The organism is Luteococcus peritonei, from assembly GCF_039526385.1.
In the GTDB taxonomy this organism is placed as follows: Bacteria; Actinomycetota; Actinomycetes; order Propionibacteriales; family Propionibacteriaceae; genus Luteococcus; species Luteococcus peritonei.
In genome coordinates this window covers 16080-43051 of the sequence record NZ_BAAAIX010000013.1, presented here as the reverse complement: position 1 = coordinate 43051, position 26972 = coordinate 16080, and the positions used below count along the sequence as shown (strand labels likewise).

At 72.1% G+C, this 26972-nt stretch carries 25 protein-coding genes and 1 tRNA gene; 13 read left to right on the top strand and 13 right to left on the bottom strand.

Annotated elements, in window-relative coordinates; genetic code table 11:
- The first annotated feature begins 71 nt into the window (after nt 1-71).
- A complete protein-coding gene (locus ABD073_RS05325) occupies nt 72-1349 on the top strand; it encodes a CHAP domain-containing protein (protein WP_343872878.1) in 1278 nt (425 codons plus the stop codon).
- Nucleotides 1350-1870: 521 nt separating this feature from the next.
- Here ABD073_RS05325 and ABD073_RS05320 read toward each other — a convergent pair.
- From ABD073_RS05320 to ABD073_RS05295, 6 genes are all read right to left on the bottom strand, one after another.
- Nucleotides 1871-3256 carry an MFS transporter gene (locus tag ABD073_RS05320; RefSeq protein ID WP_343872877.1) on the bottom strand — a complete coding sequence of 462 codons (1386 nt, stop codon included), beginning with the start codon at nt 3254-3256 and terminating at the stop codon, nt 1871-1873.
- A gap of 229 nt (nt 3257-3485) precedes the next feature.
- The gene (locus ABD073_RS05315; protein ID WP_343872876.1) at nt 3486-4598 is read right to left on the bottom strand and encodes an ABC transporter ATP-binding protein; all 1113 of its coding nucleotides are present in this window, start codon (nt 4596-4598) and stop codon (nt 3486-3488) included.
- The gene (locus ABD073_RS05310; RefSeq protein WP_343872875.1) at nt 4595-6202 is read right to left on the bottom strand and encodes an ABC transporter permease; all 1608 of its coding nucleotides are present in this window, start codon (nt 6200-6202) and stop codon (nt 4595-4597) included. The genes ABD073_RS05315 and ABD073_RS05310 overlap by 4 nt, the downstream gene beginning before the upstream one ends.
- Nucleotides 6199-7218, bottom strand: a complete 1020-nt coding sequence (locus tag ABD073_RS05305) for an ABC transporter substrate-binding protein (protein WP_343872874.1) — start codon at nt 7216-7218, stop codon at nt 6199-6201. Before ABD073_RS05305 ends, ABD073_RS05310 begins: the two co-directional genes overlap by 4 nt.
- Nucleotide 7219: 1 nt before the next feature.
- Nucleotides 7220-7918: a response regulator transcription factor gene (locus tag ABD073_RS05300; RefSeq protein ID WP_343872872.1), complete on the bottom strand. Its 699-nt coding sequence runs from the start codon at nt 7916-7918 to the stop codon at nt 7220-7222.
- Nucleotides 7908-8720 (bottom strand): sensor histidine kinase, encoded by an 813-nt coding sequence (locus ABD073_RS05295; protein ID WP_343872871.1) that lies wholly within the window; start codon nt 8718-8720, stop codon nt 7908-7910. Before ABD073_RS05295 ends, ABD073_RS05300 begins: the two co-directional genes overlap by 11 nt.
- 223 nt (nt 8721-8943) lie before the next feature.
- Here ABD073_RS05295 and ABD073_RS05290 point away from each other — a divergent pair, with 223 nt between their 5' ends.
- From ABD073_RS05290 to ABD073_RS05280, 3 genes are all read left to right on the top strand, one after another.
- Nucleotides 8944-11217 (top strand): sensor histidine kinase, encoded by a 2274-nt coding sequence (locus ABD073_RS05290; RefSeq protein ID WP_343872869.1) that lies wholly within the window; start codon nt 8944-8946, stop codon nt 11215-11217.
- Nucleotides 11214-11864 carry a response regulator gene (locus ABD073_RS05285; protein WP_343872866.1) on the top strand — a complete coding sequence of 217 codons (651 nt, stop codon included), beginning with the start codon at nt 11214-11216 and terminating at the stop codon, nt 11862-11864. Before ABD073_RS05290 ends, ABD073_RS05285 begins: the two co-directional genes overlap by 4 nt.
- 253 nt (nt 11865-12117) lie before the next feature.
- Nucleotides 12118-12534 (top strand): ankyrin repeat domain-containing protein, encoded by a 417-nt coding sequence (locus tag ABD073_RS05280; RefSeq protein ID WP_343872865.1) that lies wholly within the window; start codon nt 12118-12120, stop codon nt 12532-12534.
- 61 nt (nt 12535-12595) lie between these two features.
- Here ABD073_RS05280 and ABD073_RS05275 read toward each other — a convergent pair whose 3' ends face one another.
- Complete coding sequence (locus tag ABD073_RS05275) at nt 12596-13468, bottom strand: oxygenase MpaB family protein (RefSeq protein WP_343872863.1); 873 nt, start codon at nt 13466-13468, stop codon at nt 12596-12598.
- A 470-nt stretch (nt 13469-13938) separates the two neighbouring features.
- Between ABD073_RS05275 and ABD073_RS05270 the strand changes: the two genes are divergently transcribed.
- Both ABD073_RS05270 and ABD073_RS05265 read left to right on the top strand, forming a co-directional pair.
- Entirely contained in the window at nt 13939-15162 is a 1224-nt protein-coding gene (locus tag ABD073_RS05270; RefSeq protein ID WP_343872862.1) for an MFS transporter, read from the top strand.
- A gap of 126 nt (nt 15163-15288) precedes the next feature.
- The gene (locus ABD073_RS05265) at nt 15289-15825 is read left to right on the top strand and encodes a phospholipase domain-containing protein (protein ID WP_343872861.1); all 537 of its coding nucleotides are present in this window, start codon (nt 15289-15291) and stop codon (nt 15823-15825) included.
- Nucleotides 15826-15833: 8 nt separating this feature from the next.
- Here ABD073_RS05265 and ABD073_RS05260 read toward each other — a convergent pair whose 3' ends face one another.
- Nucleotides 15834-16424, bottom strand: coding sequence for a MarC family protein (locus ABD073_RS05260; RefSeq protein ID WP_343872860.1), 591 nt, complete (start codon nt 16422-16424; stop codon nt 15834-15836).
- A gap of 201 nt (nt 16425-16625) precedes the next feature.
- On the opposite strand from ABD073_RS05260, the gene ABD073_RS05255 reads away from it, so the two are divergent.
- The 4 genes from ABD073_RS05255 (at nt 16626) to ABD073_RS05240 (ending at nt 19862) form a co-directional block, all read left to right on the top strand.
- Nucleotides 16626-17438 carry a helix-turn-helix transcriptional regulator gene (locus tag ABD073_RS05255; RefSeq protein WP_343872858.1) on the top strand — a complete coding sequence of 271 codons (813 nt, stop codon included), beginning with the start codon at nt 16626-16628 and terminating at the stop codon, nt 17436-17438.
- Nucleotides 17435-18160: a type 2 periplasmic-binding domain-containing protein gene (locus ABD073_RS05250; protein ID WP_343872857.1), complete on the top strand. Its 726-nt coding sequence runs from the start codon at nt 17435-17437 to the stop codon at nt 18158-18160. The genes ABD073_RS05255 and ABD073_RS05250 overlap by 4 nt, the downstream gene beginning before the upstream one ends.
- 144 nt (nt 18161-18304) lie before the next feature.
- The gene (locus tag ABD073_RS05245) at nt 18305-18808 is read left to right on the top strand and encodes a hypothetical protein (RefSeq protein WP_343872856.1); all 504 of its coding nucleotides are present in this window, start codon (nt 18305-18307) and stop codon (nt 18806-18808) included.
- Between the two features lie 121 nt (nt 18809-18929).
- Nucleotides 18930-19862, top strand: coding sequence for a universal stress protein (locus ABD073_RS05240; protein WP_343872855.1), 933 nt, complete (start codon nt 18930-18932; stop codon nt 19860-19862).
- 91 nt (nt 19863-19953) lie between these two features.
- Here ABD073_RS05240 and ABD073_RS05235 read toward each other — a convergent pair whose 3' ends face one another.
- The gene (locus ABD073_RS05235) at nt 19954-21525 is read right to left on the bottom strand and encodes a helicase HerA-like domain-containing protein (RefSeq protein ID WP_343872854.1); all 1572 of its coding nucleotides are present in this window, start codon (nt 21523-21525) and stop codon (nt 19954-19956) included.
- A 156-nt stretch (nt 21526-21681) separates the two neighbouring features.
- Between ABD073_RS05235 and ABD073_RS05230 the strand changes: the two genes are divergently transcribed.
- Together ABD073_RS05230 and ABD073_RS05225 are read left to right on the top strand one after the other, a co-directional pair.
- Complete coding sequence (locus tag ABD073_RS05230) at nt 21682-21975, top strand: type II toxin-antitoxin system VapB family antitoxin (RefSeq protein WP_343872852.1); 294 nt, start codon at nt 21682-21684, stop codon at nt 21973-21975.
- A 69-nt stretch (nt 21976-22044) separates the two neighbouring features.
- Nucleotides 22045-22563 (top strand): LytR C-terminal domain-containing protein, encoded by a 519-nt coding sequence (locus tag ABD073_RS05225; RefSeq protein ID WP_343872851.1) that lies wholly within the window; start codon nt 22045-22047, stop codon nt 22561-22563.
- A 79-nt stretch (nt 22564-22642) separates the two neighbouring features.
- Here ABD073_RS05225 and ABD073_RS05220 read toward each other — a convergent pair whose 3' ends face one another.
- Nucleotides 22643-22987 (bottom strand): hypothetical protein, encoded by a 345-nt coding sequence (locus ABD073_RS05220; protein ID WP_343872850.1) that lies wholly within the window; start codon nt 22985-22987, stop codon nt 22643-22645.
- A 55-nt stretch (nt 22988-23042) separates the two neighbouring features.
- Nucleotides 23043-24518, bottom strand: a complete 1476-nt coding sequence (locus ABD073_RS05215; protein WP_343873145.1) for a potassium/proton antiporter — start codon at nt 24516-24518, stop codon at nt 23043-23045.
- 208 nt (nt 24519-24726) lie between these two features.
- On the opposite strand from ABD073_RS05215, the gene ABD073_RS05210 reads away from it, so the two are divergent.
- Nucleotides 24727-26277: an oligosaccharide flippase family protein gene (locus tag ABD073_RS05210; RefSeq protein WP_343872849.1), complete on the top strand. Its 1551-nt coding sequence runs from the start codon at nt 24727-24729 to the stop codon at nt 26275-26277.
- A 55-nt stretch (nt 26278-26332) separates the two neighbouring features.
- On the opposite strand, the gene ABD073_RS05205 is transcribed toward ABD073_RS05210, so the two are convergent.
- Together ABD073_RS05205 and ABD073_RS05200 are read right to left on the bottom strand one after the other, a co-directional pair.
- Nucleotides 26333-26420 (bottom strand) — tRNA-Ser (locus ABD073_RS05205).
- Nucleotides 26421-26510: 90 nt separating this feature from the next.
- Nucleotides 26511-26957 (bottom strand): nucleoside deaminase, encoded by a 447-nt coding sequence (locus ABD073_RS05200; protein WP_343873144.1) that lies wholly within the window; start codon nt 26955-26957, stop codon nt 26511-26513.
- Nucleotides 26958-26972 lie beyond the last annotated feature (15 nt).

The following is a 26972-nucleotide window of genomic DNA, read 5'->3' as shown; positions in this document are numbered from 1 at the left end:
AGAAGCAGCTGAGCGGCAGGGAAGAATCGCTCGGGAACGCGCCACCCCCGGGCGCCCTCCGGAGCACCGCCATGACCCCTGCCCGTCACACAGCCCCTTCCATCCGCCGTCGCCTCGGCGCCGCCCTGGCGCTGAGCGGCAGCCTGGTGGCCGCCTGCCTCACCGGCGCTGCCTCGGCGCAGGCTGCCACCACCGCGGGCACCGGCCTGGCGAACAGCTACCACGGTTATCCCCATCCCCTGGCCAAGGACTGCTCCGAGGTGCCCGGCGATCTCACCGGCTGTGTCCCCGACCGGTGGGACTTCTTCCAGGGCCAGTGCGTCTCCTGGGTGGCGCACCGGCTGAACACCCGCAGCGGCGTGCCGATGACCAACATCGGCTACCGCGGCCAGCGCTGGAGCCATGGTGGCCGGTGGGACGACGCCGCCCGTCGCGCCGGGATCCGGGTGGACTCCATCCCGGCGGTGGGGGCCGTGGCCTACTGGGACCGATCTGTGGGCCACGTCGCCTACGTCGAGGCGGTCAACCCGGACGGTTCGGTGCTGGTGAGCGAGATGAACCGCGACAACCACAACAGCTTCCACCGCAGCACCCTGACCCGCTCGGTGCGCTGGCCCAATGGCTTCATCCACTTCAAGGACCTGCCCGCCACCTCGCAGCAGTACCGGGTGGACCGCGGCGGCGCCCTGTGGCTGGACAGCCTCTCGGCCTCCGGGGTGGTGAGCAGCCGCAGGGCCGTCGGCAACGGTTGGCTGGGCATGGGCCTGCTCACCCAGCTGGACGACCTGACCGGCGACGGCTGGCCCGAGCTGGTGGCCCGCAGCAATGCCGACGGCCGGCTCTTCCTCTACCCGTCGACGGGCGGTGGCCGGCTCGGAGCACGACGACAGGTGGGCAACGGCTGGGGTGCGGCCCGCTCGCTGACCGACTCCGGGCCGCGGCAGGCGCCCAGTGCCCAGCGCCATCTGGTGGCGGTCTTCTCGGGCGGCAGGGTGGTGCAGTACAACCTCTCGCGCACGGGCCTCACGCAGGGCCGCCAGCTGGTCGCCTCAAGCCGACTGGTGCAGGTCACCAGCCCAGGCGACGTCACCGGCGACTCCCGCGCCGACCTGCTGGGCGTCGACTCCTCCGGCCGGCTGCTGCTCCACCCCACCACCGCCACCGGCCTGCTCGGCTCGGGCCGGCAGGTGGGCCAGGGTTGGGGCTCCTACCAGGTGGCCTCGCACCGCAGCGGAGTGCTGACCGCGCTCTCGCCGTCGGGGCAGCTCACCACCCGCGGGGTCACCGCCACCGGCCTGCGCCCGGCCACCAGCACCGCCACCGGCCTGACCGGGCAGCGGATCGGCTGACCCACCGCTGCACCGTCCTGTGGGTCGGAACCCGCACCGCCCAGCTCCTCCCAGCTCCTCACCCCGTCGCACCGAGCAAGCAGGTCACGGCGCGAGGGTGCCGATCACCCCTGTTCCAGCAGGGGCGATGCGAACGTGCGAGCCGCGATGACGACCACCCGGGGGCGATCCGCGTCACGACGGTCCCCGTGGCCCGCACCACCCAGCTCCTCCCAGCTCCTCACCCCGTCGCAGCGAGCGAGCAGGTCACGGCGCGAAGGTGCCGATCACCCCTGTTGCAGCAGGGGTGATGCGAACGTGCGAGCCGCGATGCGAACCCACCGGCCGTGATCCGCACGCGCCAGCCGCGATGGCACGCCACCGGGCGTGATGACGAGCCCCTCTGCAGGACCCATCACGGCAGCACGCCAAGGAGCCGGCGAGCCGCTGGCCGGGGACGACGACCAGACGCCACCGCCCCAGATGCACGACGGGGCGCCCACCGCGCTCTGCGGTGGACGACCCGGTCACGGGTGCTGCGGTCAGCGGTTGCTGGCCAGGCGGTGCGACTCCATCAGTCGCTTCTCCTCCGGGCCCACCAGCGCGATCAGCACGATGGCGGCCACGACGCAGGCGGTCAGCACCGCGAAGGTGGTGCTCCAGCCGTAGTGCTTGACCACCCAGCCGACACCGGTGGAGGCCATGGTGGCGCCGATCACGTAGCCGAACAGGCCGGTGAAGCCGGCGGCGGTGCCCGCCACGTGCTTGGCCGACATGTCGAGCGCCTGCAGGCCGATCAGCATCACGGGGCCGTAGATGAAGCCGCCGATGAAGAACAGGTAGACCATCAGCAGCCAGTAGGGCGTGCCCACCGGGGAGAGCCAGTAGGCCACCAGGAAGATGCCGACGCCGGTGAGGAAGGCGATGCCGGTGCGGGTGCGGTTGCCCTTGAAGAGCTTGTCCGAGACCAGGCCGCAGGCCAGGGTGCCGAAGATGCCGGCCAGCTCGAACAGGCTGAAGCCCGCGATGCCCTTGGCCACCGACACCTTGTGGACCTCCTTGAGGTAGGTCGGGGTCCAGGAGAGCACGCCGTAGCGCAGTGCGTAGACGAAGACATTGGCCAGCGCCAGGTAGATCATGGTGGGCCGCAGCAGCACGTGCTTGGCGATGGTGCCCCAGTAGCTGAGCTTCTCAGCGCCGGTGGTCTCCACCTTGGCCGGGTCGTTGCGGTACTCCTCGATCGGCGCCAGGCCGATGGACTCCGGCGTGTCGCGGATCAGCACGAAGGCGATCGCGGCCACGGCCAGCGCCACCAGCGCGGGCAGCCAGAAGGCGGCCTGCCACTGGTTCGAGGTGATCGACAGGCCCAGTGCGGCCAGGGCGCCGACGGCCATGCCGCCCACGTTGTGGGCGCAGTTCCAGATGGCGGTCTTCCACCCACGCTCGTTGGTGCTGAACCAGTGCACCAGCACGCGGCCTGAGGGAGGCCAGCCCATGCCCTGGAACCAGCCGTTGACGAACATCACGACGACGAAGACCGCGACGCTGGCGCTCAGCGCCGGGATGAAGGCGATGCACAGGTTGACCAGGGCCGACAGGGCCAGGCCGAGCGGCAGGAAGTAGCGCGCATTGGACCGGTCGGACAGCGTCGCCATGAAGAACTTGCTGAAGCCGTAGGCGATCAGCGCGGAGTTGGCGATCATGCCGATGTCGACCTTGTCGAGCTTGCCCTGGTCCATCAGGACCGTGGCCACCAGCGGGATGTTGTTGCGGATCAGGTAGAAGCCGGCATAGCCGAGGAAGATGCCGAGGAAGACGCGCAGGCGCATCGACGGGTAGCGGGCGGCCTGCTCGCTCTCGCTGAGCCGCGGCGCCGGCGGCGGACTGGCGAGCCAGCTGCGTCGCGGCTCGGTCTGGGTGATTGACATGTCGTTCTCCAGGTCTCGGGACAGGGCGACGCGGGAACGTCGCTGTTCACCCCCTCATCCTGTGCAACGCCGCCGGCCGCCGGCAGTCCGCGACGGTGACGCTTGGTCACAGTGCTGTGACCGTCCGGGGCTGTGATCGTCCGGGCTGTGACGTCCGGGGCTGTGACCATCCGGGTGACTCACGTCGGCCGGCGCGGGCACCATCCGGGCGTCGAGGCCGCCCGGCCCCTCAGCGCTGCCGGGCCAGCACCCAGCACTCCTGGCCCACCACCTGCACCCGCACCCCGTCGCCGGCCACCCAGCGCGCCGAGGGGGCGCAGGCCGCCACCACAGTGCCGCGCTCGGTCTCCACCACGACATCCAGGTGGTCGCCCAGGTAGGCGACGTGCTGCACGATCCCGACGTCGCCGTGCACCTCGCGGGCCCGGGCGACCGGGGCCTCGGGGGCCGGCGACAGCTGGACCGAACCGGGGCGCACCAGCAGGCTGGCGCCTCCCGGGGCGGCGCCCAGCAGCTCGTCGTGGCAGGCCACCTGCAGGTCGCGGCCCAGCACGTGCACCCTGGCCTGCGCCGCGCCGGGCCGGCCGGTGGCGCCCAACAGGTCCACGTCGAGGAAGTTGGAGCGTCCCAGGAAGGCCGCCACCCGGGCCGAGGCCGGGCGGGTGAAGACCTCGCGCGGCGTGCCCTGCTGCAGGATCCGCCCCTGGTCCATCACGGCCAGCAGGTCCCCGGAGGAGAGGGCCTCGGCCTGGTCGTGGGTGACGTGGACCACCGCGGTGCCGCCGCCGTGGGACAGGCCGCGGGCAGCCAGGGTGCGCAGCTGGCGGGAGAGCTGGGCGCGGCTCATCTCGTCCAGCCCGCCCATCGGCTCGTCGAGCAGCAGCACCCGTGGCCGCAGCACCAGCGAGCGCGCCACCGCCACCCGGCGCTGCTGGCCGCCGGAGAGCTGGTGCGGCAGGCGATCGCCCAGTCCGGTCAGGCCGAGCCGCAGCAGGGCCACCTCCACCGCCTCCTCACGGCGTGCCGCCGGCACCCGACGAGCCTGCAGCCCGAAGCCGATGTTCTGCGCCACGGTGAGCTCCGGGAAGAGCGTCTCGGACTGGAAGACCATCGCCACCGGCCGCCGTTCGGCCGGACGCTGCGTCACGTCCCGGCCGTCGACGACGATGCTGCCGGCATCGGGCCGGTCCAGCCCGGCCAGCAGCCGCAGCAGGCTGGTCTTCCCGCAGCCCGAGGGACCCACCACACACAGGGTGCGGCCGGCCTCCAGCTCCAGATCGGCGCCGTGCACCAGCCACCGGCCGTCGAGCCGACGGCCCAGACCGCGCACCTGCAGCGTCATGGCCGCCCCCGCCCGGGAGCGCAGACCAGGGTGACCGCTCCCGTCACCGCGGCCAGGCAGACCGCCATGGCGCAGGCGCTGCCCACCCGCCCCGAGCCGCTCTCCACCAGGGCGCGCACGCTGAGCAGCGGGACGTGGGAGTTGCTGAGCAGGATCACCGAGGACACAGCGGTCAGGGTACGGCTGAAGTTCGCCACCAGTGCCGGCAGCAGGGCGCCGCCGACCACCGGCAGCGCCACCCGCGACCGCTGCCGGCGGCTGCCGCCCAGCACCCGCGCGGCCTCGTCCAGCTCCTGGCCGCGCCGGTCCAGGGCGTCCAGCACCGGCTGCACCGTGCCGGGCAGGGTGCGCACCAGGTGCACCACGGCCACCGCCAGTGCAGCCCCCCAGCCGAAGGGGTCGAGCCAGGCGGTCGACGGGTTGGGCGCCAGTCGCAGCAGCACCATGAACAGCGCCAGCCCGACGGCCACGCCGGGCAGCGCCGCCAGCACGCCCAGCAGCCGGCGAGCCAGCCGCGCCGGGGCGGGCAGCGGCTCGGGGCCGCAGCGCAGTGCCCACGCCAGCAGCAGCGCGAGGCCGCCGCAGAGCGGCAGCACCAGCAGGGCCAGCAACAGGCTGTTGCCCAGCGCGACGGTGTGCGGGCCGGCCACCACGTCGGCCAGGTGAACGGCGGTGGGGCGGTCGTCGACGCCGATCTCGCGCACCACGGCGCCCACCATCACTGAGCCCAGCAGGGCCAGCACACCTCCGGCCACCAGCCAGCCGAGCACCACCTCGTCGGGGCGGGCCCGCTGCGCGGGGGCCGGCGCCCGGCTGAGGGAGACCAGGCCGCGCACGGCGATGGGACGTGCCCCCACCATGCCGCCCAGCAAGAAGACCACGATGGTGGGCACGCTCAGCAGCAGTGCGGCCGAGGCAGCGGCCGGCAGGTCCGACTCCGCCACCACGGCCAGCTGCACGCGGCTGGCCAGCACCTCGTAGCCACCGCCCAGCACCAACGGATTGGCCAGGTCGGTGATCGCCTCGGCGAAGACCATCAGCCAGGTGGCCGCCGCGACGGCGGCGAGCCGGGGCCAGACGACGCGTCGCCGCGCCTGCCCGGGGCTGAGGCCCAGGCTGCGCGCCGCCTCCACCAGGCCGGGGTCGACGGCGCGTTCGGCGGCCAGCAGCGCCAGGTAGGCGTGGGGCAGCAGGGACAGCGAACCGGCCACCACCATCCCGCCGAGCCCGTAGACGCTGGGCAGCAGCTCACCGCCGTGGCGTCGCAGCAGCCCGTTGTGACCGGCGGTCACCACCAGCGCCAGCGCCATCGTGTAGGGCGGCATCAGCAGCGGCGCCAGGCAGGCCAGGTGCACCAGGCGGCGGCCGGGGGCCCGGCGGGTGGCCAGCAGCGCCATCCGGGAGGCCAGCAGCAGGGTCAGGCTGGCCTGCAGGACGCCCAGCAGCATGGTGTTGCCCAGCAGCGGGGCCTGCGCCGAGAGGGTGGTCACGGCGGCGGCCCGGCCCCGGCTGCCCAGGGCGGTGGCGGCCACCGGCGTCACCAGCGCCAGCAGCAGCAGGACCAGCAGCAGGCAGGCCAGCGCGGCCCGACGGCGCGGGCTCATCGCAGCACCCGATCGCGGAAGCCGCGCAGCAGCTCCTCGCGCTGGGCGGCGGCGCGGATCGGGTCGCCCTGCACCACCTGCGTACCGGCGGGCAGTTCCAGGCGGGCGTCGGTGACGGCATCGGGCCGGGTGGGCAGCTGGCGCGAGCTGGTGGCGCGGCCCAGCTCCTGGGCCCGGCGCCCCACGGCATGGTCGACGTAGCGGCGGGCCAGGTCGGGCTGGGAGGTGCCGGCCAGCACGGCCACGCCGCCCACCTCGTAGCCGGTGGCGCCGCGCGGGTAGCTGACCACCAGGTCCGTCATGCCCTCGTCGTGCGCCTTCACGCAGTGCTGGGTGAAGGTGATGGCGACGGCCGCCTCGCCGCGTCCGGCGATGCCGGCCGGGGCGGTGCCGGAGCTGGGGTACTGCAGCACGTTGCGGTCCAGCCGGACCAGGTAGTCCAGTGCCGCCGAACTGCTGCCGGTGCGCTCCCGCTGGGTCCACAGCACGGTCCAGCCGGTGCCCGAGGTCTGCGGGTCCGGCATCGAGACCTGGCCCGCCAACCGGGGGTCCAGCAGGTCCTGCCAGGTGCGGGGCACGGCCACGCCCAACCGGTCCAGCACCTGGCGGTTGGAGCAGAAGCCGAGCAGGCCGCGGTAGACGCCGGTCCACGCTCCGTCGGAGGCCTTGAACGGGGCCGGCACCGCCGCCGCCTCGGGCGAGGCGTAGGGCTGCAACAGGCCCTCGTCGCGGGCCACCTCGTAGTAGTCGGTGGGGCCGCCGTGCCACAGGTCGAACTCGCCGCCGCGCCGGATCCGGGCCAGCGCCTCGCCGCTGCTCATCCGCACCATCGAGACCTCGACGCCGTGGCTGCTGGCGAAGTCGTGCGCCCACTCCTGGCAGAGGTCCTCGATGGAGCTGCACACCACCCGCAGCTGGGGACGGCCGTGCTGGGTACCGACGGCCGCCAGGCCCAGACCCAGCAGGAGCAGCCAGAGCAGGGCCGGGCGCAGCAACCGGCGAGCCGTGGGCTGCACCTCAGTCCGCCGCCTCGAGCAGCGGCATCAGGTAGCCGGCCCCACGCACGGCGGTGATCCAGTCGCGCTCCGGGCCCAGGTGCTGGCGCAGCCGGTAGACAGTGGTCTTGATCATCTCCCGGCCACCGGCGTGCTCGCCGGTGTACCAGACCTCGTTGAGCAGCTCCGACCAGCCCACCACCTGTCCCGGGCGCCGCGCCAGTGCGGTGAGCAGGCGCAGCTCCACGTCGGTGAGCCGCAGCACCTCCTCGCCCACCCGGGCGCGACGGCGATCGGTCTCGATCACCAACGGCCCGTTCACCACCGTGCCCTCACCCACCCGCAGGTGACCGGTGCGACGCACGATGGCCTGGGCGCGCAGCGCCAGCTCGCGCGGGCTGAAGGGCTTCGTGACGTAGTCGTCGGCGCCGGCCAGCAGGCCCTTGACCCGGTCGTCCTCGGTGGTGCGCGCGGTGAGCATCATCACCGGTACCTCGGAGGTGGTGCGGACCCGACGGCACAGCTCCACCCCGGAGGCGCCCGGCAGGGTCACGTCGAGCACCAGCAGATCGACGTGCTCCTGGCGCAGCCGGCTCCAGGCCTCCTCGGCGCTGCGGGCGGTGGTGACCTGGAAGCCCTGGGTCTCCAGTGCGAAGGCCACGATGCTCAGCATCTGGGTCTCGTCGTCCACGACGAGCACCCGGGGCGCGTCATCGCCCATCACTGTCCTCCTCGACCTCGTGCAGCGGCAGCGCCAGGAAGATGGCGGTGCCCTGGCCGGGTGCGCTGTCCACCAGGATCCGTCCCTGGTGCAGCCCGACGATCTGCTGGGTGATCATCATGCCCAGCCCGGTCCCGGGGCGTCGCGAGGAGCCCACCACATAGGCCTCGAAGAGCTGCTCGCGTTCGGTGGCCGACATCCCCTCGCCGTCGTCGCAGACCTGCACCACGGCCTCGCCCTCGCCGCGGGTCAGCTCGACGGTGACGCACACCTCGGGGCCGGCATGGCGCACCGCATTGTTCACCAGGTTCCACAGCGCCTGGCGCATCAGGTCCGGGTCGACGTCCACCACCAGCGGCGTGCCCTGGCTGACCAGGTCGATCCGGGTGGTGTTGATCCGGCGCACCTCGCGCACCGCCTCACGCACCAGCACCCGCAGGTCCACCGGCACGCGATGCGGCTCGAAGAGCTGGGAGGCCAGCCGCGCCTCCACCAGCAGGTCCTCGGCCATGCCCACCACCTGGCGGGCATTGGTGGCGATGGTCTGCACGAACTCACGCTGCAACGCGTTCAGCGGGCCGGGGCTCTCCTCGGCGAGCAGCTCCGCCGCGCCGCTGATCAGCGCCAGCGGGGTGCGCACCTCGTGGCCGAAGACGTCGGGACGTTCCAGACGCTGGCGCACCAGCAGCTCCAGCTCTTCCAGCTGCCGCTCGGCGGCCTGTCGGGCCCGGCGCTCGCGCCACCACAGCCCGGCGAGCACACCCGCCAGGAGCAGCGCCGTCCACCCGAGCACCCAGACCATCCCGCCATCGTGTCACGCCCGGCGGGAGGCCGCCTGGTCGTCCGCCCCAGCCTCCGGCGAGGGGTGCGGGACAGTCGGCAGCTGATCGTCAGGCTTTCCTGCTTGGGATGGGCTTGCGGTGCTGCAAGGATGGACGAGGAGCCGACTTCCCCGCCGCCGCTCCCGTCTCCACCTCCCCCGCCGACCGGTTCGCTCCCCTCGGTTCTGCCGACGAAGGACCTTCGTGACCAGCTTCCCCGCAGTGACGACCCCCGCCGTCCCTGCCCAGCCCGACGAGCCCGCACCCGCTGCGGCGCCCGGGGCCCGTTCATGGCTGGGCGCGGTCCAGGAGTGCCTGCGCTGGGTGGGGCTGGCCACCGTCCCGCTGCTGGCGGTGCTCTCGCTGCAGGACCTGGCCGGGACCCCGCCGGTGCTGCGGGAGCCGGGCCGCTGGGGCCACCTCCTGCTGCTGGCCACCCTGGCGCTGACCACGCTCGCGCTGCTGCTGCGGCTGCGCTCACGCCTGGTCCTGGTGGTCGAGCTGGCCGGCCTGCTGGGCACAATGGCCCTGCTGGTGCCGCACCGAGACCTCTTCCATCCCAGCGACCTGTACTGCCCCGGCTGGTGGTCCATCCCGGTGCTGGCCCACGCCATGGCGGTGCTGGAGCCGCGCGAGTACCGCCGCTACCTGCTGCCGGCGGTGCCCTTGGCCGTCGCCATCGAGCTGATGGGCCCGCTGTTCTTCTGGCGGATGACGCCCCTGCTGGCCGTGGACGAGGTCTTCGTGGTGCAGCCCCCGGTGCTGCTCTTCCTGTTCGGCCGCGGCCTGGGCACCATGGCCCGCGAGCACGACCGGGCCAACGAACGCATCCAGCAGCTGCGCAGCGTCCACACCGCGCAGCGCGCCGAGCACGAGGGCCGGCGAGAGGCGGCGCGGATCCTGCACGACCACGTCCTGCACGCGCTGCACGCCATCGGCGAGGACCGCGAGCTGGTGGCCTCCGAGCAGGCGGTGCGCGAGTGCCGCGACACCCTGGAGCAGCTGGACCGCCCCGACGGCCGGCCCCGCGCGGTCTGGCTGCACGAGGAGCTTGAGGACGATCCGGTGCTGCAGCGGCTGGCCGGTCGGGTGCAGGGTCGCTCGCCCCAGCTGCCCGCCGCCGTCGCCACCACCATCGCCGCCGCCACCCACGAGGCACTGGTCAACGTCGAGCGCCATGCCCAGGCCCGCCGCACCACGGTGCGGCTCGACGCCTGGGGCGAGGACGGCTGCCGGGTGGTGGTCAGCGACGACGGGCGGGGCTTCGACACCAGCCGGCAGGCTCGTGGCCGGCTCGGCATCCGCCACTCCCTGCTGGAGCGGATGGATGACATCGGTGGGCAGGCGGAGGTCACCTCCGCCCCCGGCGAGGGCACCGTCGTCACCCTGCTGTGGCCGCAGGCCGGTCCCGCGGTGCGGGCACCGCGGCTGGCCGACCACTCTGCCGCCGCCACCCGACGCATCCTGGTGGCCTGCGCCTGGCCGGGCATGGTCTCCACCGCCTGCATGACCGCCCTGCTGGCCCCCCAGCTGCCGGGCTCGGGGCCGCTCGTGGCGCTCACGGTGCTCTGCCTGGCCATCGGGGTGTGGAATGCGCTGCGGCTGCCGGATCGTGGCCTCTCGCTGCCGGCCGTCGCCCTGATGCTGGGGGTGGCCCTGGCCGCCTGGTTCGTCAACATCATGACCGTGCCGCAGCAGCCGGCCAGCATGTACTTCTTCTGGATGGCCTGGGGCCTCACGCCGATGGTCCAGCTCGCCATGCACTCCCGTTCCAATCCGGTGGCGATGGCGATGGGACTGGCCCTGCCACTGCTGATGGTGGTCAGCCTGGTGGGTCGCTTCGGCACGGGCTACACCAGCGAGCACCTTGTCGGCTCGGTGGCGGCCACCTCGATGATCGTGGTGGTGATCTATGCGGCCATGCTGCTGGCCCAGCGGATCGCGGCCCATGCCGAGCGGCAGCAGCGACGCGTGGAGCGGGCCCGCGACGCGACCGCCCGGCTGCGCCACGTGGCCAGCATCGAGCAGTTCTGGTCGGACCGGGTCACCCAGGACGCGCTGCCGATGATCCGCGCCGTGGCGGCCGGGGAGCTGTCCGCCGCGGACGACCAGGTGCGGACCACCGCCCGCTCGATGGAGTCCTCGGTGCGCGACGAGCTGCTGCTGGGTCCGGGCCACCACGGCTTCAGCGAGCACCTGGCACGGCTGCGCTCGGAGGGCTGGCAGGTGCAGTCCTCGCTGAGCCACCAGGACGGTCCCGCCAGTTTGGAGACGGCCACGCTGCTGGCGCTCTGCCTCGGCCGGCCGGTCCGGCCCGGCCAGATGGTGACCCTCAGCTCGGGCGGCGGAGCCGTCACGGCCGTCGTGCTGGAGGCGAGCGCCGAGCAGACACGGAACTGGAACCATAGAATGCACGACATTGGAGGACACATGGACCACGATCCCGACTTCGTCCGGCTGGCGGTGACCACGCGATGAACCTGCCCACCCTGCGCGTCGCCGCCGTCGACGACCATCCCGTCGTCCTGGCCGGGCTGCAGGCCGTCGAGTCGGCCTCCATCGGCGAGCTGCTGCTGGTGCATGCCGTCACGGAGCCCGATGTGCTCTTCGAACGGATCCGGCAGCAGCCGGTGGACGTGGTGCTGGTGGACCTGCAGCTCAAGGACGGACTCAAGGGCCCCGGCGTGGTGGCCCAGCTCGACGAGCTCGGCATCCCCAGCGTGGTCTACACCGCGGAGCTGCGCCCGCTGCCGATCCGACGCGCCATGGCGGCCGGCGCCCTGGGCCTGGCCCTCAAGAACGACCCGATCGACGGCCTGATCCGCACCATCCGGGCCGCAGCCGCCGGCGAGTTCGCGGTCAGTTCCCAGCTCGCCCACGTGCTGATCAAGGACGAGACCCTCACCCCGCGGTTGGCCCCGCGCGAGATCGAGGTGCTGGAGCTGCTGCACCAGGGCATCCCGCGCAAGTCGGTGGGCCGGCTGATGAACCCGCCCGCCTCGGACTCCACCGTGGACACCTACCTGCGCCGGGTCTCCGGCAAGTACCGCCAGCTGGGCCGCACCGTCAACGGGGTGCCCGATGCGCTGGGCCATGCTGAGCGCGACGGCTACTTCGAGAGCTGAACCCGGCGCGGGGCCGGTGCGGCAGGCGGTGCGTCCACGGGCGGCGGTGGCGTCACGGCACGGGTCCGTGGCCTCCCCCGAGGCGGCACGCGCCCGGGTGCTCCGGTGCCTCCTGCCGCACCGGTTCAGGCGAGGCCAGGCGCTGCCGCGAGCCCCGGCCTGTCCCCTGAACCGGTGACAGCCGAGGGCGCCGCGCCGACCGGCGCTGGACACCGGTGGCCGGCACCGTTGCGCGGGCGGCTAGGTTGGTGACATGTCCGACGACCAGGCCCCCGAACTGACCGACGAACAGCTGGAACTCCTGAACGGCTGTTTCGACCTGGCGCGAGCCGGCGAGTCCGAGCGACTGCTGGCCCTCGTCGATGCCGGGATCCCGGTCAACCTGACCGACCACAAGGGCGACAGCCTGCTGATCCTGGCCGCCTACAACGTCCATCCCGAGCTGGTGGCGGCGCTGCTGGAACGCGGCGCGGACCCCAACCGCTCCAACCAGCGCGGCCAGACCGCCTTGGCCTGCGCCCTGTTCGTGCAGGACGAGAGCTCGGTGCGCATCCTGCTGGACAACGGCGCCGACCCGAACGCGGGCTGGATGAATGCCTGGGCGGTGGTGGACTTCTTCGGTCTGGACCAGATGCGCGAGATCCTGCCGCAGCGCCCCGTCGACCTCTGACCAGGGCCTGCGAGGACCGCGTCGTCAGCCGTCCCGGGCGAGGCGCGCCACCGGCGACGGTTCAGCGCAGCCGGTCGTGGCTGCCGTCCGGTGCCACCAGCGCCCAGCCCACCAGGGAGGTCGCGGCCCGTCCCAGCACGGCCTGCGAGCGCACGACACGCTGCGCGGTGGGCAGCTGCAGCATCTCGCGCGCCCAGGACGGCAGCAGCGCCTTGCCCCCACTGATCACCATCCGGTAGCCCGGCCGGGCCACGGCCGGCAGCGGGGCCCGGTGGGTGAGGAAGTCCACCACCTCCAGCGCATCGGGGGTGCAGGCCAGCTGCGGGCGGAAGTCCTCGAGCTGCTGCTCCAGGGCCGCCACGTCGAGGGGCAGACCGGTGGCCCCCAGCGCGGCTCCACCTTCGGCCGACTGCGCCACGTACTCGTCCGCGCGTGCGGCGTCCAGGTGGCCGCGGCCCCAGCGCTGGTAGGCGGTCAGGAAGCTCCAGGTCTCGGCCACGTGCACCCAGCGCAGCAGTTCGGGATCGTTGGCGGCATAGGGCCGCCCGAGGTCGTCGACGCCGCTGACCCGGTCGTGCACGGCGCGCACCACCGCGAACTGGCGCTCCACGTCGGGCAGCGGGGCGTAGGTGGTCACCGCGATGTGGTTGCTGATCCGCTGCAGCCGTCCCCAGGGATCGGACTGGTAGTTGTCGTGCTGGGCGACGGCCTTCATCGGGCCGGGGTGCAGGGACTGCAGGAACAGGGCGCAGACGCCGCCGGCATACATGGCAGGGTCCTGGTTCACCTGCCAGATCGGGTCCGCGGGGCTGAAGCGGCGCTCACCGGCCACGCCCCAGATCCGGTGGGCGCGCTCCTGCGCGTCGGGGCCTGCGACGCGGGCGCGCAGGAAGTCCGCGGCGTGGGTGCGGACCTTCTCGAGCGGTGATGCCATGGGAAACCTCCTGCCTCCAGTCCAGCACACCCGCCCAACGGCGGCCGGACGAGTTTCGGCCCGCCGGGGTGACGGCGGGCCGAAACATGGTCGTGCAGGATCAAGGGCCTGGCAGCCCCGGCGTCCGGGGACGCCTGGCGGCAAGTCGTCGGACCGCCTGCCATCCGCAGATCGGCCGAGGGAGCGGGCGACGAACGACTCGGGCGGGGTTCCTGCGAGCCGCCCGTGCGGCTCCTCCTCCCCCGAGAAGGGGTCCTTGCGGACCGTGGATGCCGGCGGACCGGCATTTCGTCGTGCTGTGCTTGCACGCAGAAGTAAACCCCGAGATCCCCGCGGGACAAGGGAAATCAGCAGATCGCTCAGTCGAACAACAGGTTGGCCGCTGAAGCGGAGGCCACCCGCTCCCCGAGCAGCTACCACCCGGTCAGTTACCATGGTCGCAGCTCTCGTCACCGCCGCCGAAGGACCCCATGCCCACCACACCCGCCATGCCGGTACGCCGCGCCCGCTGGGCCGTCGCGGCCCTCTTCTGGCTGAACGGCGCCACGCTGTCGTCGATGATGCCGCGCTACCCGGAGATCCGCGACAACCTGGACCTGACCAACACCTTCTTCGGCCTGGCCGTGGCCATGGGGCCGGCCGGCGGCCTGCTGGCCGGCATCTTCACCGCCCGCGTGATGCGCGCCTCCACCTCGGCCCGGGTGGCCACCTGGGCCCAGGTGATGCAGATCCTGCTCTTCTGCTGCGTGCTCAACGCCCCGCACGCCTGGCTCTTCGCCCTCGCTCTGGTGGCGATGAGTGCCACCGACGTCTACACCGACATCGCCATGAATGCCCACGGCATGCGGGTGCAGACCCTCTACGGGCGCTCCATCAACAACTCCTTCCACGCCTGGTGGAGCCTGGGCGCGGTGTGCGGCGGCCTGCTGGGCGCCTGGTTCGCCGGGATCCACCTGGCACTGCCCTGGCACGCCCTGGTGGCGGCGGCCATCATGCTGGCGGTCAACCTGTCGCTGCGCCCCTTCCTGCTCAAGGGACCGGACCCGGCGGTCGTCGAGGAGCACGAGCCGGCCGCGGCCGGCTCCCGCATCCCCCGCCAGCTGATGCTGCACTTGCTGGCGCTGGGCGCGATCGGCGCCTTCGCCGCCAGCATCGAGGACTCCGGCTTCACCTGGAGCGCGCTCTACCTGCGCGACTCGCTGCACGCCACCCCTGCCGTGGCAGGCCTGGGCATCGTCTGCCTGGTGGGCGCGCAGACCGTCGGACGCTTCGCCGGCGACCGGATGGTCGACGCGCTGGGCGACCGCAACACCGCGCGACTGGGCTGCACCATCGCGACGGTGGGCATGGGCCTGGCGCTGGCCTTCCCGTCGGTCCCGCTGACCCTGCTGGGCTTCGCCTGCGCCGGCTGGGGCGTGGCGACGCTGGTGCCGGCGGTCTACTACACCGCGCACCACCTGCCCGGGCTGCCCGCCGGGTCGGGGCTGACCATCGTCAACTGGATGCTGCGGCTCACCTTCTTCGTCGGGCCGCCACTGGTGGGCACCCTGTCCGACCACCTGAGCTTCCGCGCCGCACTCACCGTGATGCCGCTGGCCACCCTGATGATCGTGCTGCTCGCCGGTTTCCTGGCCCGACGCCGCACCGAGGAGTTCGCCGAGCCGGTGCCGGCCCAGCCCGACCTGACCGCCTGACCGACCGTTGCCCAGCCTGACGAAGCCCTGAGTTCACCCGGCGGACGCATCCGGTTCACCCTGGAGACCGGCCCCCACCATCTCTACGCTCCACAGTGGGAGGCAGTCTCACTCGGGGGAGAAAACATGTCCGTTCTCACGATCATTCCGTCCGTGCTCGGCAGCCAGGGCACCGTCCGGCCGTCCGCCGGCAGCCACATCGACCTGGCGCTGCAGGGGCACACGCTGGTGGCCTCGCTGGCCAACCACGACGACGTGCCACTGACCGTGCACGCCCGCTCCTTCACGCTGGAGTCCACCCCCTCGACCCACACGGTCGGGCCGCACCGGGAGCTGAAGGCCGCCTGGCAGTGCCCCGAGGGCTTCGACCTGAGCCTGCACGGCCCCTTCGGCGGCTACCGCCACATCGAGGGCCGCCACGGGGAACCCCAGCTGGAGGTCCGGCTGCGCGCATCGCGTCGCGGCGGGCGTGCCACCCTGTTCAACCCCCACCGCTTCGAGCTGCGGGCGCTGGTGGCCGACGGGGTCCAGACTGACCGCAGCATCACGCTGGCGCCCTTCACGCGACGCACCCTCGCGGTGCGCCACCAGCAGGGCGGCTACGAGGTCACCATCACCCTGCCGGGCACCAGCTCGCGCCAGGTGCTGGCGGGCCACCTCTGAGCCGGGGCTCAGAGCTTGAAGAACTCCTGGATGCCGCTGAAGAGCATCTGGATGGCGATCATCACCAGGATCATGCCCATCAGCCGCTCCATGGCCAGCAGCACCCGGTCACCCAGGATTCGCTCCAGGTAACCGGACAGGTAGAGGATCACCGCGCTGCCGGCCCAGGCCAGCAGCAGGGCCAGCAGCCAGGCGGGCCAGCGCTCCGGCTCCTGGCTCATCAGCAGGATCTCGATGGCCAGCAGCGAGGGGCCGGCGGTGTAGGGGACGGCCAGCGGCACGATGAAGGGCTCGTCGCCCAGACCGACCTCCTCGAGCGTGTTCTCGGGGGTCGGGAAGACCATCCGCAGGGCGATCAGCAGCAGGATCACCCCGCCGGCGGCGGTCAGCGCCTCCGGGCTGACGTGCAGCACGGAGAGCAGGCCCTTGCCGGCGAACAGGAAACCGATCATCACCACCAGGGCGATCAGCAGCTCCCGCGCGATCACCCACTGGCGTCGCTCAGGAGCCACCTTCTTGACCGCGGTCATGAAGAAGGGCACGTTGCCGAGCGGGTCCATCACCAACCACAGCAGCGTCGCCGCCGACAGCACGCTCACAGGCACTCCTTGTTCAATACTTTTTGCGTTTGGACCGACTGACAACACTAATACATCATGCGTTGAACACAAATTTGCGGGATTGTTCTCGTCAACCCTTGTTTGCCTTGATTGGTCAGACAACCACCCGCGGTGGCCCACCGACCAACTGAACAAGACGGTCCCATCGGGACTGACGCCTGACCCCCGCCGCATGCGAGCATGGCTTGGGTGGAGGGTTTCGGACAGGCACTGCGCCACCAGCGAGTGGCGGCCGGCATGCGCCAGCAGGACCTGGTGGACAGCCTGGACCGTGTGATCGCCCGCTCCACGCTGGCCAATGTCGAGGTCGGCCGCGAGAACCCCTCGGCACGGCTCTGGGCGGCCATCAACGAGAAGCTGCCGGAGTGGGTCCCTCACCTGGAGCCCTGGTACCGCCGCGGTGGGCGGCCGGGGGCGCACCCGCCCTTCGAGCTGTCGGGACCCTACGAGATCCTCGAGGCAACCTATGCCTACACCTTCCGGGAGCACCGCGCCCCGGAGGAGATCCTGCTGGTGCGCCGGGTGCGCGCCCTGGTGGACGGCTGCGACGGCTACGGCCTGCAGCTCAGCAACAATTCCGGCACCTTCGACCTGGACACCGAGGCGCTGTGGGGCGGTTGGATCGAGCAGCACCACCGCCGTCTCGCCGAGGACCGCAACGCCCACCTCACCCGCTTCCACTTCGACCGGACCCTGCGCCGCGGCGAGGTGCACGAGTTCTGCACCCGCTCCTGGGTCTCCCACGACGAGCCGGGTGACTGCCTGCTGGTGAAGTTCACCCGGCCCACCGGCCGGGTCACCCTCTCGCTCAACTTCCTGGGCCCCCGGCCGCGTCAGGTCTGGGGCATCGGTCCGGTCGCCGACGCGGAGGATCCCAGCGTCGACCAGCCCGATCCCACCCGGATGGTGGCCCCGCACCCGAACGGCACCTGCGCCCTGATCGTCGACAAGCCAGCCCTGGGCCGTTTCCACGGGATCAGCTGGAAGTGGTGAGGGCCAGCCGACGCCAGCTGCTGGCCGGTCTGGGCGCGGTGACGCTGGCTGGTGGCCTGAACGGTTGCCGCCGGGAGCCCGGCCCCGGGCCGGTGGGCCCGGCCACCCCCTCCAGCGTCGCCAGCACCGCGCAGAACCCCTTCGGAGTACCTTCCGGCTCCCGGGTGGAGCTGTGGGTGGACGACCAGTTCTCTCCCAGCTGGCTGGACGGGCTGGGTACCGCGGCGGGGCGCTCCACCCCCTCGCTGCAGCTGCGCGCCACCAGCACGGCCGAGCTGGCCGGGCAGCTGACCTCCCGCTTCCGTGCCGACGCCGTCCCACCCGGCCTGGTGCTGAACACCGGCCCCGACGAGCTCGGGCTGGGCCAGCTCGGCAGCCAGCTGGCGGATCTGGCACCGGTGCTCGCCGCGCGCGTGGACCAGCGCACCCTGCGGGAGTCGCTGCGTCCCGGCACCGTGCAGACCGATGCCGACGGCCAGGTGCGCGGCCTGGCGGCCACCTGGCAGGTGCACGGCCTGTGGTACTCACGGGCACTCTTCCGCCAGCACGGCTGGCATCCGCCCACCACCTGCGAGGAGCTGCTGAGCCTGGGCGCGGCAGCGCGTACCCAGGGCAAGTACCTGTTCACCTGGGGACGCGACGTCGCCACCTGGTTCCAGCGGCTGGCCATCTCGGCCGCCACCCGCCAGCACGGCACCGGCCTGCTCGCCCGGCTGGAGTAGCTGCAGAGCGACGGCTGGGCCCAGGAGGGCGTCCAGGACGCCCTGCACTGCCTGCGCAGCTGCGTCCAGGAGGGCTTCCTGAAGCCGGGCGGTTCGTCCCGTCCGTGGGAGCAGGCGGTCCGGGCCTGGTCCCAGGACTCCGAGGTGCTGCTGGTGCCGGCCGCCGGTGCCCTGCTGGCCCGCCTGGACCTGGCCGACGGCTTCGACCTGGGCCTGGTGCCCGATCCTGCCCTGGGCCCCGGTGCCGCGATGCCCGCCACCGCCCTCCATGCCGGCCCCGGTGACCCGTGGATCCTGCCCGGACGCTGCGAGGATCCGGCAGCAGCACGGGAGATGCTGCGCCAGCTGTTCAGCCGCAGCTGGGCCACCCGCTACTCGGCCGTCAACCAGCTGGTGAGCGTGGTGCGCGATGCGGTGCCCGCCGATCCACGCCCCGGCCTGGCCGCCCAGCTGGAGGCACTGGCCGCCGCCGGGCAACAGGTCTACTCCTGGCGCTTCACCCACTGCTACGGCACCAACCATGACCACCAGGCGCTGTGGAATGCCTTCCTGGAAGGGGATATGGACGTGGCGACACTGACCCGTGAGTCGCAGCGGATCAGCGACTTGGTGCGCGCCGACGCATCGCAGCGCAAGCTGCCCTCCTGAGCGCTGGCCTCCCCCGCTGAGGACAGTCTTTTCCTGCCCCTCAAGCGCTCCTCGGGACTACGATGGAGGCGAAGGGCGAGGCCCTCCGGCAGCGCCCACGACGGACGCAGAGGAGCGCGCGATGAGCACTGACAGCTACAGGACCGCCGGCCGGATCGTGGTGGGCATCGACGGTTCCGCACAGTCCCACGTGGCGGCCCGCTGGGCCGCTCGACGAGCCCAGACCACCGGGGTCGGGTTGACCGTCCTGCTCGTCACTCCCCCGCTGCGCGTCCCGGGCCGCGGCGGCAGCGTCTTCGCCGCCATGCGGCAGGGCGTCGACGAATTCACCCGCCAGGTCACCGAGGCCGCCCGCAAGAACCTGGCCGAGGCGGAGGCCGTGGTCCGCGAGGAGTTCGGGGAGCTGGACCTGGAGACCGTGATGGTCGACGACTCCGAGCCCGCCCTGGAGCTGGTGCGGGCCAGCGAGCAGGCCGAGCTGGTGGTGGTGGGCACCCGCGGCCTGGGGGCGGCCCGGGCGATGGCGATGGGCTCGGTCTCGGCGCACCTGGTGGCGCAGGCCCGTGGCCCGGTGGTGGTGGTCCCCGAGACCGGCATCGCCGAGGACGACCGGGCACGCGGCACCGTCGTGGTGGGCATCGAGGACGCGACGCAGTCCACCGAGACGCTGCGCGCCGCACTGGCCGAGGCCCGGCGCATCGATGGCACGCTGCTGGCCATCCACACCTGGGAGTACGACCCGGCGCTCTCGGCCGGCCTGCCGGCCCTGGACACGTCGATGTACCAGCCGATGACCAAGGCCTTCGACGAGGACCTGCGCGAGATGGTGGCCCGCGAGGTCTCCCGCACCGGCGACGACGTGGCCGTGGAGACCCGGGTCAGCGTCGGGCGGCCCGGTGAGGTGCTGGTGCACGCCTCCCACGAGGCCGAACTGGTGGTGGTGGGCTCGCGCGGCGCGAACGGGCTGGCCGGCGTGCTGCTGGGCTCCACCGCCCGCCAGGTGGTGCGCCAGTCCATCTGTCCGGTGATGGTGCTGCCCCACCGCAAGCACTGAGGCCACGAACGGCAGGAGGCCACGACCCGAACGGGTCGTGGCCTCCTCGCTGGTGCGGGCCGGCGGTGGCACCCCGTGGGGCGCCGCCGGGTCAGCGGCGGCGGGTGCCGAACAGGGAGCGGACGATCTCGCGGCCGGCGGAGCGGGCGAACTGCTTGAAGGCGCTGGAGCCCACCACCTCCTGCACGATCCCCTTCTCCTCGCGGGCGCGGCCGCGTGGCGCGCTGGCGCGCTCGGCGGCCTGCTGGGCCTTCTCCACCTTGGCCTGCTCCTTGGCGGCGGCCTCCGCGGCGGCAGCCTCCGCGCTGGCCTGGATCTTGGCATTGAGCACCTCGTAGGCGGACTCCCGGTTCACCTCGGTGCCGTACTTGGCCTGCAGGCTGCTGGCCTTCACCGCGGCGTCGAGCTGGTCGTCGGGGGTGGGCGCCATCAGCGACTGCGGGGCGCGCATCCGGGTCCAGGCCACCGGGGTGGGGGCACCGTCGGGATCCATCACGGTCACGATGGCCTCGCCGATGCCCAGCTGCTGCAGGGTCTCGGCCAGGTCGTAGTGGCTCTTCGGGAAGGTGGCGACGGTCTGCTTGAGCGCCTTGGCATCGTTCGGGGTGTGGGCCCGCAGCTGGTGCTGCACCCGCGAGCCGAGCTGGGCCAGGACGTCGTCGGGCACGTCCTTGGGGGTCTGGGTGACGAAGAAGACGCCGACGCCCTTGGAGCGGATCAGCCGCACGGTCTGCGCGATGGAGTCCAGGAACTCCTTGGAGGCGCCGTCGAAGAGCAGGTGGGCCTCGTCGAAGAAGAAGACCAGGCGGGGCTGGTCCACGTCGCCCACCTCGGGCAGGTCGTGGAAGAGCTCGGCCAGCAGCCACATCAGGAAGGTGGAGAACATGGCGGGACGGTCCACCAGGTTGGGCAGCTCCAGCAGCGAGATGATGCCGCGACCGTCCTGGGCGGTACGCAGCAGGTCCGCGGTCTCGAACTCGGGCTCGCCGAAGAAGGCCTCGGCACCTTGGTCGGACAGGGTGATGATCTCGCGCAGGATGACGCCGACGGTGGCGCTGGACAGCCCGCCGATGCCCTTCAGCTCCGCCTTGCCCTCGTCGCTGGTGAGGAAGGTGAGCAGCGCCTGCAGGTCCTCCAGGTCCAGCAGCAGCAGGCCCTTGGTGTCGGCATAGTGGAAGACCAGTCCGAGCGAGGACTCCTGGGTGGGGTTGAGGCCCAGCACCTTGCTGAGCAGCAGCGGCCCGAAGCTGGTGACGGTGGCGCGCAGCGGCACGCCGTGGCCCTGGCCGCCCAGCGAGTAGAACTCGACCGGGTTGGCGACGCCCTGCCAGTCCTGGCCGATCGCACCGGTGCGCTCCAGCAGCTTGTCGGAGCTGGTTCCGGCGCTGGCCAGCCCGGACAGGTCGCCCTTGATGTCGGCGGCGAAGACCGGCACGCCGGCATTGCTGATCTGCTCGGCCATCAGCTGCAGGGTCTTGGTCTTGCCGGTACCGGTGGCGCCGGCCACCAGGCCGTGGCGGTTCAGCATCCCCAGCGGGATGCGCACCTTCGCCTCGGGGACGGGGGACCCGCCCTCCACCAGCACGCCCAGCTCGATGGCGGGCTCGTCGAAGGTGTAGCCGGCCGTGATCTGGGCGACGGCCTCGCTTGCTGCTTCAGTCATGCCCCCAAGGTTGTCACACGGCCGGGGCTGCCGGGCGGCGAGCACGGCCCCGCGTGGCGGGGAGCGGGGCGGCGGAGGGCTGAACCTTTGTCCACCACGCCATCGCCTTGCGCCCCAAAGCCGGGCAGCGGGTCCTGCTCAGGCTAGGCTCGAGCCGTGATCTTCAAACGAGTGGGCGACTCCCGGCCATACCCGGACCACGGCTACGTGCAGAAGCAGTGGGCCGCCATCGCCCCGCACCAGGTGCGGCTGGACGAGTTGGTGACCACCAAGCGCACCCTCGACCTCGAGGCGCTGCTCGAGGACGACTCCACCTTCTACGGCGACCTGTTCGCCCATGTCGTCAGCTTCCGGGGCGAGCTCTACCTGGAGGACGGGCTGCACCGGGCCCTGCGCGCCGCGCTGCAGCAGCGCCAGACCATGCACGCCCGCGTCCTCGAACTCAAGTAGGCTTCACCCGATCACTCCCCCACGGGGAGCAGCCCAACAGGCCCACCAGGCAAGACCCGAGGAGAACCAGTGCAGCGGTACGTGCGGATGTTCGGCACTCCCATCACGCTGCTCGCGCTGCTCGCGATCCTCATCCTCGGGGCCCGCTGGGGCTACCGCAACGTCGTGGCCCCGCCGCCCCCGCCGCCGCTGGTGCCGTGCGTGGACCAGAACGTCGGCAAGGCACTGACCACCAAGCAGGTCACGGTCCAGGTCTACAACGGCGGTTCCAAGTCCGGCCTGGCCAAGATCGTCGCCACCCAGCTGCGGGGCGCCGGCTTCACCATCGCCAAGACCGGCAACACCGAGGTCGAGGTGGGCGCCACCCAGATCATCGGCGCCGACGTGAACAATCCCGAGGTCAAGCTGGTGGCCGGCTTCTTCAAGGGCGCGAAGGTGACCGCCGACGGCCGCGCCGACCACACCGTCGAGGTGCGGGTGGGCAATGCCGCCACCGGTTTCAACCCGAAGGCACCGCACCAGATCGCGGTCACCAGCCCGACGGTCTGCCTGCCCTCGCCCTCGGCGATCGCCACCCCCGCCAGCTGATCCGCCCCTCCGGGCTACTTCTTCTTCACCACTTCCAGCAATGCCTTCGGCTCTCCATCGGTGACGGTGAGCGACAGGGTCACCTGGTCCCCCGCAGCCAGCTGGAGGTTCTTCCCACCGTGGTGCCGGGACAGGTCATCTCGCCACCCTGGCCGTCGATCGTGCCGCGCTCCACCCCGATCGACCAGGCCAGCTCCCCGCGCCCACCGCACTCCAGCCGCCAGCTGGCCTCGCCCGACTGCCTCACCAGTACCTCACGCACGGCACCCTGGTTGCCCTGGCTGGTCACCGCGACGAGCGCGTCGGGGTCGGGGGTGGGCTCCGGCATCGGCGGTGTCATCCCACCGCAGGCGCAGAGCGCCAGCACCCCGGCCAGGGTGATCAGGGTCATGGGGGCGCCGCGGCGCGTGGGGGTGCTAGCCATGGGCGGAAGGCTAGTGCCCACTGGCTGTTGCCGAGGAGCGGGCCCGGCCCGCCCGTCAGTCCAGGCCGTCGTTCCAGCGGGCCAGCCGGCCGCCTCGGCCGATCTCGGTGAGGCGACGCTCCACCTCGACGCGCAGTGCACCAGGGGTCACGATCAGCAGCTCGTCGCCGGAGCGCAGCCGGCTCTCGCCATGCGGGGCGAAGGAATTGCCCTCGCGGATCACCAGCGAGACCACGGCATTGCGCGGCATGCGCAGCTCCCGCACCCGAACACCGGACAGGTGGGAGCCTTCCGGGATGCGGATCTGCAGCAGGTCGGCCGAGATCTTGTCCAGCGGTGCCGCCTCGATGTCCACGTCGGAGGCGCCGTTGGGGTCGGTCAGGCCGAGCCGGCGGCCCACCCAGGGCAGCGTGGGTGCCTGCAGGCTGGTGAAGACGATGACGAAGACCAGCACCACGTCGAAGAGCAGGTCCGCATTGGGCACCCGCGCGCTGAGCGGCACCGTGGCCAGGATGATCGGCACCGCCCCGCGCAGGCCGGCCCAGCTCAGGAAGGCCTGATCCGGCCAGGGCATCCGGAACCAGCTGGTGGAGGCCACCACGGAGGCGGGGCGCGCCACCAGGGTCAGGAAGAGGCCGGCCGCGATGCCGGTGGCCACCGCCCGCCAGCCGATCCGGCCCGGGTCGGCCAGCAGGCCCAGCATCACGAAGAGCCCGATCTGCGCGATCCAGCCGATGCCCTCGGCGAAGGAGCGGGTGGCGTGGCGGTGCGGCAGCTTGCCGTTGCCCAGCACCACGGCGCAGACGTAGACCGCGGCGAAGCCGGACAGGTGGGCCCACACCCCGATGCCGTAGGTGGCGATCGCCCAGCTCATCGCGGCCAGCGGGTACAGCCCGGAACTGGGCAGCGCGATGCGTCGCAGCACCCAGACGCCGACGGCTCCCAGCAGCAGCCCCAGCGCGATGCCGCCGCCCAGCTCGTAGAGCACCTCCAGCAGCACCCATCCGTAGCCGTGCTCGGGGGCATGGCCGAGCGCCAGCTCGGAGGCGGCCGCCACCAGCAGCACCGTCGGGGCGTCGTTCAGGCCGGACTCGGCCTCCAGCGTCGCCTTGACGCGGGTGGGGAGGGGCACGCCGCGCAGCACCGCGAAGACGGCGGCGGAGTCGGTGGGGGCGGTGACCGCGCCCAGCAGGACGGCGATCGGCCAGGGCAGGTGCAGCAGGAAGTGCCCGAAGAGCGCCATCAGCACGATGCTGACGCCGATCCCGACGGTGGCCAGCATGCCGGCCAGCCCGATCGCCGGGCGGATGTTGGCCCACTTCGTGGTGAAGCCGCCCTCGGCCAGGATCAGCACCAGGGCGGCGAAGCCCAGCCCGTGGGCCAGATCGGCGTCGGAGAAGGGGATGCCCAGGCCGGCATTGCCCATGGCCATGCCCAGGAAGAGGAAGATCAGCAGCGCCGGGAGCCCGAGCCGCGAGCCCAGCCGGGCGGCGAAGACCGCCACCAGCGCGACGACAGCACCGACCAGCATGGTGAAGTCGATGAAGGGCACGCTCCATCATCCCAGACCCCGTCCGTCGCCATGCAGGGCTTCCGCCCCTTGTCGCGCGGCCTGCGACGGCCGGCGCCGCGGATCTTCATCGCGGCCTCTCAGCTTGGGTCAGGCATGCTGGTCTGGCAGCAGCATCGATTCTGGAGGCACCAGCGTGGCAGTGGACGGCAAGCGGACACCATCCGAGGTGAGCCCTGACGGCGCCATCGAGACTGGCCAGGAGGAGCTCGACCCCACCTCGTCGGCCGCCGTCGAGGAGGACCTCGCCGGTGCCGTGACCAAGGGCGCCAAGTGGTCGATGATCGGCAATGTCATCTCGCGCGCCGGCACCTTCCTGGTCGGCATCGTGGTGGCCAACCTGGTCTCGCCGGACCAGCTGGGCGTCTTCGCCATCGCCATGATGGTGGGCCAGATGACGCTGACCTTCGCCGACATGGGTCTGGGTTCGGACCTGGTGCGCTCCGACGACGAGACGCTGCGCCGCAAGATCCCCACCACCGCGACGCTGGGCCTGCTCTTCTGCGCCATGGGCACGCTGCTCATCGTCGCGCTGGCCGAACCGCTGTCCGGTGCCCTCAAGGTGCCCGAGAGCGCCCCGCTGATCCGGGTCTACGCGCTGTCGGTGCTGCTCAGCGGCATCGGGATGGTCCCCTACGCGATCCTGGTGCGCAACATCGAGCAGCAGAAGCTCTTCGTGCTGAACATGGTCAACTTCGTGGTGAGCAACGGGCTGTCGCTGCTGCTGCTGGTGACCACGTCGATGGGCGTGATGGCGCTGCCGATCGGTGCCGTGGTGGGCCAGGCCTGCCAGATCTCGATGATGTACTACTACACCCGCTGGCGCCCCGACTTCGGCTGGGAGCGCTCGCTGGTGCGCCCGGTGCTGGCCTTCGGCGCGCCCGTCGCCGGCGCGAACCTGCTGCAGGTGCTGCTGGGCAATGTGGACCGGATCGTCGTCTCCCCGCTCAAGGGCAAGGTGGCGCTGGGCAACTACACGCTGGCCTCCAACATCTCCAACTGGCCGGTCTCCGTGCTGGGCATCGTGGTGCGCTCCATCGCCCTGCCGGCCTTCAGCCGCTCCGACCCGAGGAAGGGCGACCCGGCGCTGACCCTGGGCGCCTCCATCACCTGGATGGCCTCGCTGCCGATCGGCGTGATGCTGGCCGTGATGAGCCGCCAGGTGATTCTCTTCCTGTACAAGCCCGCCTACCTGCCCGCGGTCTCCCTGCTCGCCATCATCGGCATGTACGGCGCCATCCGCGTCATCTTCGACACCTTCACCGGCTACCTGTTCGCGCGCGGTGACTCCCGTGGCGTGCTCTGGGCCAACATCGGCTGGACCGCTGCGCTGTTCGGCTTCACCTACGTCGCCACCAAGCGCTGGGGCACCCATGGTGCGGCCGGCGCGCAGATCGTCACCGCCCTGCTGGTGGCCATGCCGATCTTCCTGTGGGCCGTGCACCGCGCCGGTGCCCGCCTGGGCGACGTGCTGGGCGCCATGGTGCCCACCGTGCTGGCCTGCATCCCCGCCGCCACGGCCTGCTGGCTGGTGGTGAACACCGTCGAGAAGATGCACCTGGTGGAGAGCCTGCGGCTGCGCTCCTTCCTGGAGCTGCTGGCCGGCTCGGTGGTCTTCCTGGCCATCTACGCCCCGCTGGTGCTGCGCCGTCTGAAGCGCCAGCTGGCCGTGATGCGCTCCGGTGAGGAGATCGTCTCCGACGAGGCCGTCCCCGCCTGATCCCCCAGAACGCCGAAAGGCCCCGGAATCCAGTGGATTCCGGGGCCTTCCTGATTGGCGGTGACGGAGGGATTTGAACCCTCGGTGGCTTTCACCACACTCGCTTTCGAGGCGAGCTCTTTCGGCCGCTCAGACACGTCACCGTGGACAAGCGTAGACCTGTGGGCGGGGCGGACGCCAATCGAGCGTCGTCCGGTCCCCGATGCCGCTGCTGCCCGCAGACCCGACCGCGATCAGGCCGGGGAGGCGCCCGGCCGGCGGCCGAAGAAGTCGCGCAGCACCGCGGCACAGGGCTCGGCCATGATCCCGCCGCTCACCAGGGGGCGGTGGTTCAGCCGGGGATCGCGCACCACGTCGAAGAGCGAAGCCACCGCGCCGGCCTTCTCGTCATAGGCGCCGAAGACGATCCGCTCCACCCGGGAGAGCACGGCAGCCCCCGCGCACATGGTGCAGGGCTCCAGGGTGACCACCAGGGTGCAGCCCTCCAGCCGCCACTCGCCCACCTGCTCGGCGGCACGACGCAGCGCCAGCACCTCGGCATGGGCGGTGGGGTCGCCGTGCAGCTCGCGCTCGTTGCCGGCCCGGGCGAGCAGTTCGCCGTCCGGGCCGAGCACCACGGCGCCGATCGGCACGTCGTCATGGGCTGCCGCCGCGGCAGCCTGCTCCAGGGCCAGGCCCATGGCCCGGTCCCAGCG